This window comes from Pseudomonas nitroreducens TX1 (assembly GCF_000313755.1).
GTDB classification, from domain to species: domain Bacteria; phylum Pseudomonadota; class Gammaproteobacteria; order Pseudomonadales; family Pseudomonadaceae; genus Pseudomonas; species Pseudomonas nitroreducens_A.
Map to the genome: position 1 here is coordinate 165616 of NZ_AMZB01000137.1, position 11189 is coordinate 176804.

Sequence of the window (11189 nt, forward strand, 5' to 3'; positions counted from 1 at the left end):
CCTCTTGGTCGTCTTCAATCGTCGCTGGTGTGCACTTTGCGGTGCAGGATCGCCTGGAACTCATCGGCGAAGGTGTAGTAGCGGCCGATGAGCATTTCCGAGCGAGCGGAGAAGCGGTTGTAGGCAATGACCGCAGGAATCGCCGCGAACAGGCCGATGGCGGTGGCGATCAGCGCCTCGGCGATGCCCGGCGCCACGGTGGCGAGGGTGGCCTGCTGCACGGTGGCCAGGCCGCGGAAGGAGTTCATGATGCCCCACACGGTGCCGAACAGACCGATGTACGGGCTGGTGGAACCGACGGTAGCGAGGAACGGCAGGCTGGTTTCCAGCTTCTCTTCCTCACGGGAAATGGCGACGCGCATGGCGCGGGAAACGCCTTCCATCACCGCATCCGGGTCAACGCCGGCCTGCTGGCGCAGACGGGAAAATTCCTTGAAGCCGGCACGGAAGATCTGCTCGACCCCCGAGTCCGGATCGGGGTTGCTGCCCGCCTGGCGATAGAGCTTGGACAGGTCGATGCCCGACCAGAAGCGCTCCTCGAAGGTTTCCAGGGCCTTCTTCGCCGAGCGCATCATATTGCTGCGCTGGAAAATCATGATCCAGGAAGTGACCGATGCGGCCACCAGGGTCAGCATCACCAGCTGTACCACGACGCTGGCGTTACTGATCAAGCTCCACATGGAAGTATGGTCGACGACGTTCGGTTCCACGTTAATCTCCTGCTGAAAGGGTGTCCGGACTGCCGGCAAATGCCGCACGCAACACATCTGGGATAGCGCGGGGCTTCAGGTTGTCCGCCCGCACGCACGCCACCAGGAATCGCCCCTCACAGAGCAAGGTCGAATCCGACGCCCGTCGAACCTGTTGACGAAACTTCAGGCTCGCACGGTTCAACTCCTCCACCTCGGCGCTGACGAGCAGCTCGTCATCCAGGCGGGCCGGCGCGTAATAGCGCGCCTCGGCCGAATGAACGACGAAAAGCAGGTTCTCCCCCGCCAGCTGCGACTGGGCGAAGCCCAGATCACGCAGCCGCTCGGTACGAGCCCGCTCCATGAACTTGAGGTAGTTGACGTAGTAGACGATGCCGCCGGCGTCGGTGTCCTCGTAATAGACCCGATACCGCTGCTGGAACGGCTGACCCCCGTGTTGCGCGCGCATACTCTAGAACCAAGTAGAGACTTTGCCAATCGGCAATCGTCTACGAATGCAATTAATTACCATCTTCAGGGGCGAACAGATCCGGCGTCGCCCCCTCCCCCATCCGCTTCGGCACATTCAGGCCGAAATGCAGGTACGCATGCCGGGTCACGACGCGGCCGCGCGGTGTGCGCATGATATAGCCTTGCTGGATCAGATAGGGCTCCAGCACGTCTTCAATCGTATGTCTTTCTTCGCTGATGGCCGCCGCCAGGTTGTCGACGCCCACCGGGCCGCCGTCAAACTTGTCGATCATGGTCAACAGCAGCCGGCGATCCTGGTGATCGAAGCCTCGCTCGTCCACGTCCAGCAGGTTCAGCGCCTTGTCGGCGATGTCGCGGCTGATGTGCCCGGTGCCGCGCACCTCGGCGAAATCCCGCACCCGGCGCAGCAGTCGGTTGGCGATCCGCGGCGTGCCACGGGCACGTCGTGCGATCTCGAAGGCGCCCGCCGGCTCGATCTCCAGGCCAAGAATTCCCGCCGAGCGGGCGACGATGCTGGAGAGGTCGTCCACACCGTAGAACTCAAGACGCTGGACGATACCGAAGCGGTCACGCAGCGGATTGGTCAGCATGCCGGCGCGGGTCGTCGCACCGACCAGGGTAAAGGGCGGCAGGTCGAGCTTGATCGAGCGCGCGGCCGGACCTTCGCCGATCATGATGTCCAGCTGGAAGTCTTCCATGGCCGGGTACAGCACTTCCTCGACGATGGGCGACAGGCGATGGATCTCGTCCACGAACAGTACATCGTTAGGCTCGAGATTGGTCAGGATCGCCGCCAGGTCGCCGGGGCGCTCCAGCACAGGGCCGGAGGTACTCTTGATCGAAACCCCCATCTCCTGGGCGATGATGTTCGCCAGGGTGGTCTTGCCCAGGCCGGGCGGGCCGAAGATCAGCGTGTGATCCAGCGCTTCCTGACGCCCGCGGGCCGCCTGGATGAACAGCTCCATCTGCTCACGCACCACCGGCTGACCAACGTAGTCCGCCAGCTTGAGCGGGCGGATGGCGCGGTCGAACTGCTCTTCGCGGTCGCGACTGGAAGCGGAGGAAATCAGGCGATCGGCTTCGATCATCAGTGTCTACCTAGACCATGCCCTTGAGGGAACGGCGGATGAGTTCTTCGCTGGACAAGCCTTCCTCCTGCACGGCGGCCACGGCGCGGCTCGCCTCCTGCGGTTTGAAGCCCAGCGCAATCAGCGCGCTGACCGCATCGGACTCGGCGCTTGAGACTGCGGCGACCAGCCTGGGTTCCACCACCAGAGGGGCGATGGAAGGAATATTCTCCCACGCTTTGAAGCGATCCTTCAGCTCCACCAAGAGGCGTTCGGCAGTCTTCTTGCCAACGCCGGGAATCTTCACCAGGGTGGAAGTATCCTGCGCCTGCACGCAACGCACCAGCTCATCGACTTCCAGGCCCGACATCAGCGCCAGCGCCAGCTTCGGCCCCACGCCATTGAGGCGGATCAGCTCGCGGAACAGCTCGCGCTCACGCTTTTCGGCAAAACCGTAGAGCAGGTGGGCATCCTCGCGCACCACCAGGTGGGTGTGCAGGGTCACCGGCTCGCCCAGGCTCGGCAGGCGATACAGGGTGGTCATCGGTACTTCGAGCTCATAGCCCACGCCATTCACGTCGACTATCAGGTGCGGCGGCTGTTTTTCCGCCAGGGTGCCACGCAGGCGTCCAATCACGGGTGTTTGTCCTTGCTCAATGTTTTTCCGGATATCACAGGCGCAGGCGACCGCCACGACGGCGGGCGCCTACCAAGCCGTGCGGTACCAGGCTCTGCCGGGTATGCGCATGGCACAGGGCGATGGCCAGGGCGTCGGAGGCGTCGATCTGCGGCTTCTGCACCAGTTTGAGCAGGTGCATGACCATCATCTGGACCTGTTGCTTGTCCGCGCCGCCGGTACCTGCAATCGCCTGCTTGACCTGGCTGGCGGTGTATTCGGCAATCTGCAGCCCCTCTTCCGCTGCCGCGACTATGGCCGCGCCGCGCGCCTGCCCCAGCTTCAGCGCCGAGTCGGCGTTGCGCGCCATGAACACCTGCTCGATGCCCATCATGGTCGGCTGGTAGGTCTGAATGACCTCGCGCACGCCCCGGAAGACGATCTGCAGGCGTTCGAACAGCTCGCCGTCGCCGGTGCGGATGCAGCCCGAGGCCACGTATTCGCAGCCGCGGCCGGTGTCGCGCACCACGCCGAAGCCGGTAATCCGTGAGCCTGGGTCGATACCGAGAATCAGGGTCATGTCCGTCCGATCAAACCTTGTCCGTAACGTGCACTGCAAAACAAAAACCGGAAGCGGGAGGCGCCGCTGACGACCACTCCCGCTTCCGGCTTCAGACCAGCGCCGGTGGTGGGATCAGCCCAGCTGGGCCATCACCTCGTCCGGGATATCCGCATTGGAGTAGACGTTCTGCACGTCGTCCAGGTCTTCGAGCATGTCGATCAGCTTGAGGACCTTCTGCGCGGTGTCCAGGTCCAGGGTCGCCACGGTCGACGGAATCATGGTGATCTCAGCGTCCTCGCCCTTGAAACCGGCTTCGTTCAGCGCTTCGTTGACCGAGATGAAGTCGGCGAAGGTGGTGAACACGTCGATGGAACCATCGTCGTTGACCACCACGTCGTCGGCGCCGGCTTCCAGCGCGGCATCCATCAGCGCTTCTTCGTTCACGCCCGGCGCATAGCTGATCTGGCCCTTGCGCTCGAACAGGTAGGCCACCGAACCATCGGTACCCAGGTTGCCGCCGCACTTGCTGAAGGCATGGCGCACTTCGGCCGCGGTGCGGTTGCGGTTGTCGGTCATGGCCTCGACGATGATCGCCACGCCGCTGGGCGCGTAACCTTCGTAGGTCAGCTCGGCCATGTTGTCGGCTTCGCTGGAACCCACGCCGCGCTGGATGGCGCGGTCGATGGTGTCGCGGGTCATGTTGGCGGTCAGCGCCTTGTCCACCGCCAGGCGCAGACGCGGGTTGTCCGCCGGGACCCCGCCGCCCTGCTTGGCAGCGACGGTCAGCTCACGAATGAGCTTGGTGAATATCTTGCCTTTCTTGGCGTCCTGACGTTCCTTGCGGTGCTTGATGTTGGCCCATTTGGAATGACCAGCCATAACTCACTCCGTATCGCTTGTTTGCTTCGCAGGTGGCGCCCGCAGTAGGGGCGCCGCCAGCTATTCGAATCGACTTACTCAGCGGCCTTCTGCTGCTCGCGCAGACGGATGTTCAGCTCGCGCAGAGCCTTGGCATCCACGGTGCCCGGAGCCTGGGTCATGACGTCGCCGGCGCTCTGGGTTTTCGGGAAGGCGATGACCTCGCGGATCGACGCCGCACCAGTCATCAGCATCACCAGACGGTCCAGGCCGAAGGCCAGGCCACCGTGCGGCGGCGCGCCGTACTTCAGGGCGTCCAGCAGGAAGCCGAACTTCTCTTCCTGCTCCGCATCGTCGATGCCCAGCACGCGGAACACCGCCTGCTGCATGGCCTTGTCGTGGATACGGATGGAGCCGCCGCCCAGCTCGGTGCCGTTGAGCACCATGTCGTAGGCACGGGACAGCTTGCCGGCCGGGTTGGCCTCCAGCTCTTCCGGGGTGCACTTGGGCGCGGTGAACGGGTGGTGCAGCGAAGTCAGGCTGCCGTCGTCGTTCTCTTCGAACATCGGGAAGTCCACGACCCACATCGGCGCCCACTCCTTGGTGAGCAGTTTGAGGTCATGGCCGACCTTGATGCGCAGCGCGCCCAGGGCGTCGCAGACGATCTTGGCCTTGTCGGCGCCGAAGAACACGATGTCGCCATCGACCGCACCGACGCGATCGAGGATCTCGTTCAGGTTCGGCTCGGCGATGTTCTTCACGATCGGCGACTGCAGGCCTTCCACGCCCTTGGCGCGCTCGTTGACCTTGATGTAGGCCAGGCCCTTGGCGCCGTAGATGCCGACGAACTTGGTGTAGTCGTCGATCTGCTTGCGCGGCATGCTCGCCCCGCCGGGAACGCGCAGGGCGGCAACACGGCCCTTCGGATCGTTGGCCGGGCCGGAGAAGACCTTGAACTCGACGTCCTTCAGTTGATCGGCCACGTCGACCAGTTCCAGCGGGATACGCAGGTCAGGCTTGTCCGAACCGTAGCGGCGCATGGCCTCTTCGAACGGCATGTGCGGGAACTCGTCGAACTCGACGTTCAGCACTTCCTTGAACAGCTGGCGCACCATCTTCTCGGTGATCTCGATGATGTCGCTTTCTTCGAGGAAGCTGGTCTCGATGTCGATCTGGGTGAATTCCGGCTGGCGGTCGGCACGCAGGTCTTCGTCGCGGAAGCACTTGGCGATCTGGTAGTAACGGTCGAAGCCGGCCACCATCAGCAGTTGCTTGAACAGCTGGGGCGACTGCGGCAGGGCGAAGAAGTGGCCCGGGTAGGTACGGCTCGGCACCAGGTAGTCGCGCGCGCCTTCCGGCGTCGGGCGACCGAGGATCGGGGTTTCCACGTCGAGGAAACCGTTCTCGTCCAGGTAGCGGCGGATGCTGCTGGTGATGCGCGCGCGCAGCTTCAGCTTGGCGGCCATTTCCGGGCGGCGCAGGTCGATGAAGCGGTAGCGCAGGCGGGTTTCCTCGCCCACGTCGGAATACTCGTCCAGCGGGAACGGCGGGGTTTCCGCCTGGTTCAGCACTTCCAGCTCGTGGCCCAGCACTTCGATGGCGCCCGAAGCCATGTTCGAGTTGCGCGCACCCTCGGGGCGTAGGCGCACCTTGCCGGTGATCTTCACCACGTACTCGCTGCGCACGCGGTCGGCCTTGGCGAAAGTCTCGACGCGATCCGGGTCGAACACCACCTGGGCCAGACCTTCACGATCACGCACGTCGAGGAAGATCACCCCGCCGTGGTCGCGGCGACGGTGTACCCAACCGCAAAGAGTGACTACCTGGCCGTCCAGGCTCTCGTTCAACTGGCCGCAATAGTGGCTGCGCATCATGGTGTGTTTCGCTTCTCGAAAGTCTTGAATTCTAGGGAACCGCTCATTCGCTGGCGGAGCAGGCGCCGGCACCGCAACCGGTAGCCGGACAGGCCGCTGGGGCATCGCCGGAGGCCAGGTTCTTCTTCGCTCCGGTCTTGAAGTCGGTCTCGTACCAACCGCTGCCGCCCAGGCGGAAGCCCGGAGCCGACAACATCTTCTTCAATTCGGGAGCCTTGCAGGCCGGACAATCGACCAACGGCGCATCGCTGATCTTCTGCAGCGATTCCAGCTGATGCGCGCAGGACTGGCACTGGTACTCGTAAATCGGCATGGAACACCTTGGCTGTGTAACGCCACGGGTCCGCGTCCCGCGGCAAAGAGGCCGATTATAGCCTGAAAAATCCGCAGGTTGCAGCCGGGCTCCGGTGGCGGAAAAGCCTGCCTGGCGCACAGCCTTTTAATAGAAATGCTCAATCGATTGCCTTGATATAGACCAAGAGCTTCGCACCTTCCCCGGTGATAGCCTCGAATCCAACGCTTTGAATCCCCCGTGCCACGATGAGGAGATCGCCATGGACATCGACATCGGAATCGCCAAACAGGACCGCGCCGCCATCGCCGATGGCCTGTCCCGCCTGCTGGCCGACACCTACACGCTGTACCTGAAGACCCACAACTTCCACTGGAACGTCACCGGGCCCATGTTCAATACCCTGCACCTGATGTTCGAGGGGCAGTACAACGAACTGGCGCTGGCCGTGGACAGCATCGCCGAACGTATCCGCGCCCTCGGCTTTCCGGCGCCCGGCACCTACGCCGCCTACGCCCGCCTGTCCTCCATCAAGGAGGAAGAAGGCGTACCGGACGCCCAGGAAATGATCCGCCTGCTGGTACAGGGCCAGGAAGCCGTGGTGCGCACCGCCCGCAGCATTTTCCCGCTGGCCGACAAGGTGGCGGACGAGCCCACCGCCGACCTGCTGACCCAGCGTATGCAGGTCCACGAAAAGACTGCCTGGATGCTGCGCAGCCTGCTCGCCGAATAACCCCTTCCCTTTATAGGCAGCCGGCCAGAAAGCCGGCTGCCTCCCCTACGAATGGCCTAAGCGGTTGATTTGAGAAGGCAACTGGATTGCGGTTAAATACCTGCCGTGCGTTTCTCGCATAGGCCGCCCGGCACGCTTTCATTTCTCCTTTCTGGCGTCGCACCCGGGGCTGGCTGCTTCTTTATCTCGTTACCCGCTCAAGGTGAATCCGTAACCATGTTGAAGATCGTCCATCTCGTGACGGGCGTCGCCGCACTCTTGCTGTCCTTGATCCCGAGTCTGCGTAGTGATGCCCTGCCCTACCTGCAACAGAGCGATGCCATCTACCTGGCACTGCTCGGTCTGACCAGCCTCCTGCTCGCCCCGAGCAGCCAACTGAAACACCCCTCCGCCCTGCAGGGCCTCGCCACCGCCCTGGTCGTGCTGGCCGTGGTCCTGCAGATCCTGATCCTGCTCGCCCCGCTGCCCTTCATCGGCGATCAACCGGCCATCGTGCTGCCGCTGCTGAGCCTGGCCGGCGCCGTCGTCCTGCAATGGATCGCCAGCCTGAACAAGCCGAGCGCCAGCGCCGCCGTCGAAACCTTCGCCGGCGTCGACCGCGAAACCGGCACCGTGAAGTGGTTCAACACCTCCAAGGGCTTCGGCTTCATCTCCCGCGACTCGGGCGAAGACATCTTCGTCCACTTCCGCGCCATCCGCGGCGAAGGTCACCGCATCCTGATCGAAGGGCAGCGGGTGGAGTTCTCCGTTGTCCAGCGTGACAAGGGGCTGCAGGCGGAGGATGTGATTGCTGCGCTGCCTAATCGGCGCTGAGCGTTACGCCCATGAAAAAGCCCGCCTTTTAGCGGGCTTTTTTATTTCAATATCAATGAGAGAAAGCGAGAAAGGGGACAGATTTATTTTCCCTACTCTAAACCTAACTCCGCGCCTAGCTTTAGAGTATAAAAATAAATCTGCCCCCTTTTCCGCCAGCTTTAGAGTAGAAAAATAAATCCGTCCTCTTTTCGCTTTCTTAATGACACAACTATTCAGAGAATAGATATTTCTCTCGAACCTGCCTCATGCAGTCAATCATATTCTCTAACCGCTGCCCCTCAAGACCAATCGCTGCCAAATCGTCTGCGCAACAATTATCATACGCACTAGCCAATACCTCCAGCATGTCTTCTGCATAAGGACTTTCTCTAGAAAGTTCCAATCCATAGCACATTCCCCCCTTAAATATTGCTGTCTGCAATACCGCAAAAAACCCTACATCATCAGTCGTGCAAAGAGAGCCCGCTTCATCTTGAACATATGCAAAGGCTTGCTCTGGCCTAAGGTTAATCTGAGATATCGCCTTTTCATAAAGCCGAGAAACTACCGAGCATATCTCCTCCACGGTCAAGTCGAATGACATCTTCATTTCTCCATGGTAAAGATATTTAATTGCAAAAAAAGGGACAGATTTATTTTCCGTACTCTAAACCTAACTCCGCGCCTAGTTTTAGAGCAGAAAAATAAATCCGTCCCCTTTTGGGTCCCCTTTTGGTCGACTGAAGCAAATAACCCCAACTACTAGACCGGGGTTATTTTTACTCTTCGCCCCAAAAATCACCTGGCGGTGCATATTCTCCTTCCTTCAAGACAACGCACCATCCAAATCTAGCGTAAAACATCTCAAGATCAATAATTTTATAAATATCAGCACCAACCTCCTCCAGAGTTATCAGGCTGTTTGCATAGTGCGTATACCGACCTCCACCACCTGCAATAGCTCTTAACTCCAACTCCTTACGATCCCACTCAAACACCACTCCAGATGACTCAGGCACAGTGTCTGAAAAAGTAATCTCAAACTCTTTGGATATCTTGCATAAGCATGGAATTCGCTTCTGAATTAGCAAATACCCAGTCCTCATATCCTTGGGAAATTCAACTCTCAATTTCATTTCAATGCACTCCGAGGAACTACAACCTCCCCCGTAAAGTTTTTCTCAAAAGTAGCTACAGGGCTGAAATACTGCGCACCATGCGGGTCGCGTATAGCCACAACAGCAACACCATTTCTAGTCGTCACCCCATCCACAACTACAAAATGAGAGAAATCAGAGCCTCCTATTCTGTCGGCAATACGCACAACTACAGGAGTTCCACTTGAAGTGTATCGCGTTAAATCAGCAACATTTCTGTTCCCAAAGGCACTTGCGGGTACACCTTCAGATCTCATCAAGTCGGCAACGTCCTGAGCATAAATTCCACCCGTAGAAGGCTTAACCTTAGGCATCGCTCTCTCCATGCGTAGGTTTTGGAGAAAGGCTGCCACCTCTAAAGGTACCTAGTCACCTTCACGTCAGCCGAGATTAGAGTAGGAAAAATAAATCCTTCCCCTTTTAGCCCCCACGATATCATCGATTGGCAAACCAACTTTACTTCTATCTCTCGTCTAACGAAACCTCAGTTTTTTCGATATACGCAGCCCAGTTTTCATATAACCTATTTTGATTTTCCTTTAACGTATGTTGCTGTGGCTGATAACCATCAGAAGGCGGCATGTAGCGGACAAAACTTTCTATTTCCACAGGAAAATCGAAATCTTCGTAAATCAACTCCACCTTACCTAGCGGATCCTCAATTTCGCTTTTTTTTTCAAACAACCACTTCAACGCGATAAAAAGCCATTTACTTTTACTATCAGAAGCTGGATAACCACGCCCTGAAACATTGGCAAGCTTATTTAAACAGCCCCTAATATCAAAAGAATCATTCATCAGAGCGAGATCAAGCTCTAAATCATGATAATCACCAAGTTCCAAGTGATGATTTGCGAGACCAACCACAAACTCATCACTGATCAAACCACACTCAAGCGCCCAAAGCACGTCCCTCCAAAGGATGAACTTCAAACTATACAAGTACGAAAACGGAACATCTGGAAAATACATAGTCATTTAACCTTCGGTGGACGCTGATTAGGGCGACCATTTATAGTGCCATTTTCGATAAATCTCTGATGCGTCACGTTCTCGGCGGCGTCGATAATATACTCATAGATGCCAAGTCTTCCATTCAGATCTCCCACTGTTTGTAGCAGAACCCGCTCAACTCCATCACCGCCAACCAGTGTGAACGCTTTCCCCGCTGCTAATTGATCTTTGGATAGATAGCTTGCTGCTATATGAGAGGTGTCGTCTTTTAATCCACTACCCACTCTATCAGCAGCTAGAATCCTGTCCGCCACAGCGCCGACGTCACTGATCTCACTGTATACACGCTAACGAGGGAACCTGCTCCGCCGGAGAAATATTGATTGATCCGTTATTTTCGTGGATATCACTCCCCCCAGTGCTTACCGAGGTGTCGACCTTTCCGTCCGCCCCATACCCCCCACTCCCCGGCTTCCAGAGCGTTGGATCCTCAGCCGGCGTGGTCAACGGCAGGTTGTCCTGCTGGACTAATGGGTTGTCATACAGGCCCGAAACTACTCCCCCGTTCATGATCTTGTAGATCGCCAGCGCCGCTGCCAGGGTCGCAAGATTCGTCGTAGACGAGTCACTGGAGCCGGAGGTCCACGTCGGCACACCCGTGGTGGGATCGAGACCGTCCCCGCCGGAAGCATCCCCGGATTGTTGTTTCCCCTGGCTGGCGAGGATGCCGGCGACGGTCAGAAGTACGCCCGTGACGCAAGGCCTGCCTCCGACACCACTACCACCTGAGGAAGCGTTCTGGACCAGCAAATCCAGCTTCTGCTGGGAGTCCAGAATCTGCAGGATTTTCTCGGCGCCCTTGGGATCACGCTTGGCGACTTCGGCCAAGGCGTCGGCGACGACCTGGCCCGCTTCAGAGTTGGCGTCATCCTTGAGTTGGTACTGGAAGAGCTTGCGTGCTGCGGCGCTGCGCTCCTCCGCCGAGCCATTGGCCAGGTCCCGGCGGGCCATGGCCTGCGGGATTCCCAGCGTTTCACCTACCTTGGTTACCGAGTTGGTGCTGACGTACAGCTCTTCACCCTTGTGCTCATCCTTGAGCA

At 59.0% G+C, this 11189-nt stretch carries 15 protein-coding genes; 2 read left to right on the forward strand and 13 right to left on the reverse strand.

The window, feature by feature from the left end; translation table 11 throughout:
• Positions 1-14 precede the first annotated feature (14 nt).
• The 8 genes from tolQ to C167_RS0130540 form a co-directional block, all read right to left on the reverse strand.
• Complete coding sequence (gene tolQ, locus C167_RS0130505) at positions 15-710, reverse strand: protein TolQ (RefSeq protein ID WP_017522103.1); 696 nt, start codon at positions 708-710, stop codon at positions 15-17.
• Position 711: 1 nt separating this feature from the next.
• Positions 712-1158, reverse strand: a complete 447-nt coding sequence (ybgC, locus tag C167_RS0130510; protein ID WP_017522104.1) for a tol-pal system-associated acyl-CoA thioesterase — start codon at positions 1156-1158, stop codon at positions 712-714.
• A gap of 52 nt (positions 1159-1210) precedes the next feature.
• On the reverse strand, positions 1211-2269 hold the full coding sequence (gene ruvB, locus C167_RS0130515; RefSeq protein ID WP_017522105.1) for a Holliday junction branch migration DNA helicase RuvB: 1059 nt from the start codon (positions 2267-2269) through the stop codon (positions 1211-1213).
• A 10-nt stretch (positions 2270-2279) separates the two neighbouring features.
• On the reverse strand, positions 2280-2885 hold the full coding sequence (ruvA, locus tag C167_RS0130520) for a Holliday junction branch migration protein RuvA (protein WP_017522106.1): 606 nt from the start codon (positions 2883-2885) through the stop codon (positions 2280-2282).
• A 34-nt stretch (positions 2886-2919) separates the two neighbouring features.
• Positions 2920-3444, reverse strand: coding sequence for a crossover junction endodeoxyribonuclease RuvC (gene ruvC / locus C167_RS0130525; RefSeq protein WP_017522107.1), 525 nt, complete (start codon positions 3442-3444; stop codon positions 2920-2922).
• Positions 3445-3558: 114 nt separating this feature from the next.
• Complete coding sequence (locus C167_RS0130530; RefSeq protein WP_017522108.1) at positions 3559-4305, reverse strand: YebC/PmpR family DNA-binding transcriptional regulator; 747 nt, start codon at positions 4303-4305, stop codon at positions 3559-3561.
• A 74-nt stretch (positions 4306-4379) separates the two neighbouring features.
• The gene (aspS, locus tag C167_RS0130535; RefSeq protein ID WP_017522109.1) at positions 4380-6158 is read right to left on the reverse strand and encodes an aspartate--tRNA ligase; all 1779 of its coding nucleotides are present in this window, start codon (positions 6156-6158) and stop codon (positions 4380-4382) included.
• A gap of 43 nt (positions 6159-6201) precedes the next feature.
• A complete protein-coding gene (locus tag C167_RS0130540) occupies positions 6202-6471 on the reverse strand; it encodes an FmdB family zinc ribbon protein (protein WP_017522110.1) in 270 nt (89 codons plus the stop codon).
• 241 nt (positions 6472-6712) lie between these two features.
• Between C167_RS0130540 and C167_RS0130545 the strand changes: the two genes are divergently transcribed.
• Positions 6713-7183 (forward strand): Dps family protein, encoded by a 471-nt coding sequence (locus C167_RS0130545; RefSeq protein ID WP_017522111.1) that lies wholly within the window; start codon positions 6713-6715, stop codon positions 7181-7183.
• Positions 7184-7399: 216 nt separating this feature from the next.
• Complete coding sequence (locus C167_RS35390) at positions 7400-7996, forward strand: cold-shock protein (RefSeq protein ID WP_017522112.1); 597 nt, start codon at positions 7400-7402, stop codon at positions 7994-7996.
• A 211-nt stretch (positions 7997-8207) separates the two neighbouring features.
• On the opposite strand, the gene C167_RS0130560 is transcribed toward C167_RS35390, so the two are convergent.
• The 5 genes from C167_RS0130560 to C167_RS0130570 form a co-directional block, all read right to left on the reverse strand.
• On the reverse strand, positions 8208-8582 hold the full coding sequence (locus tag C167_RS0130560) for a hypothetical protein (RefSeq protein ID WP_017522113.1): 375 nt from the start codon (positions 8580-8582) through the stop codon (positions 8208-8210).
• A gap of 175 nt (positions 8583-8757) precedes the next feature.
• Positions 8758-9114 carry a hypothetical protein gene (locus tag C167_RS34025; RefSeq protein WP_081596742.1) on the reverse strand — a complete coding sequence of 119 codons (357 nt, stop codon included), beginning with the start codon at positions 9112-9114 and terminating at the stop codon, positions 8758-8760.
• Positions 9111-9449 carry a C39 family peptidase gene (locus C167_RS34730; protein ID WP_157791888.1) on the reverse strand — a complete coding sequence of 113 codons (339 nt, stop codon included), beginning with the start codon at positions 9447-9449 and terminating at the stop codon, positions 9111-9113. Before C167_RS34730 ends, C167_RS34025 begins: the two co-directional genes overlap by 4 nt.
• Positions 9450-9597: 148 nt before the next feature.
• The gene (locus C167_RS33135) at positions 9598-10113 is read right to left on the reverse strand and encodes a DUF2247 family protein (protein ID WP_017522114.1); all 516 of its coding nucleotides are present in this window, start codon (positions 10111-10113) and stop codon (positions 9598-9600) included.
• Positions 10114-10422: 309 nt separating this feature from the next.
• On the reverse strand, positions 10423-11189 hold a 767-nt coding region (locus C167_RS0130570; RefSeq protein WP_026079379.1), incomplete at its 5' end, for a hypothetical protein.

What these genes read in the sequence shown, in the direction of transcription:
- C167_RS0130540 (WP_017522110.1), bottom strand. Translation starts at nt 6,471, where the DNA reads ATGCCGATTTACGAGTACCAGTGCCAGTCCTGCGCGCATCAGCTGGAA.
- ruvC (WP_017522107.1), bottom strand. Translation starts at nt 3,444, where the DNA reads ATGACCCTGATTCTCGGTATCGACCCAGGCTCACGGATTACCGGCTTC.
- C167_RS0130545 (WP_017522111.1), top strand. Translation starts at nt 6,713, where the DNA reads ATGGACATCGACATCGGAATCGCCAAACAGGACCGCGCCGCCATCGCC.
- aspS (WP_017522109.1), bottom strand. Translation starts at nt 6,158, where the DNA reads ATGATGCGCAGCCACTATTGCGGCCAGTTGAACGAGAGCCTGGACGGC.
- C167_RS33135 (WP_017522114.1), bottom strand. Translation starts at nt 10,113, where the DNA reads ATGACTATGTATTTTCCAGATGTTCCGTTTTCGTACTTGTATAGTTTG.
- C167_RS34025 (WP_081596742.1), bottom strand. Translation starts at nt 9,114, where the DNA reads ATGAAATTGAGAGTTGAATTTCCCAAGGATATGAGGACTGGGTATTTG.
- C167_RS0130530 (WP_017522108.1), bottom strand. Translation starts at nt 4,305, where the DNA reads ATGGCTGGTCATTCCAAATGGGCCAACATCAAGCACCGCAAGGAACGT.
- C167_RS35390 (WP_017522112.1), top strand. Translation starts at nt 7,400, where the DNA reads ATGTTGAAGATCGTCCATCTCGTGACGGGCGTCGCCGCACTCTTGCTG.
- ruvB (WP_017522105.1), bottom strand. Translation starts at nt 2,269, where the DNA reads ATGATCGAAGCCGATCGCCTGATTTCCTCCGCTTCCAGTCGCGACCGC.
- C167_RS0130560 (WP_017522113.1), bottom strand. Translation starts at nt 8,582, where the DNA reads ATGTCATTCGACTTGACCGTGGAGGAGATATGCTCGGTAGTTTCTCGG.
- ybgC (WP_017522104.1), bottom strand. Translation starts at nt 1,158, where the DNA reads ATGCGCGCGCAACACGGGGGTCAGCCGTTCCAGCAGCGGTATCGGGTC.
- C167_RS34730 (WP_157791888.1), bottom strand. Translation starts at nt 9,449, where the DNA reads ATGCCTAAGGTTAAGCCTTCTACGGGTGGAATTTATGCTCAGGACGTT.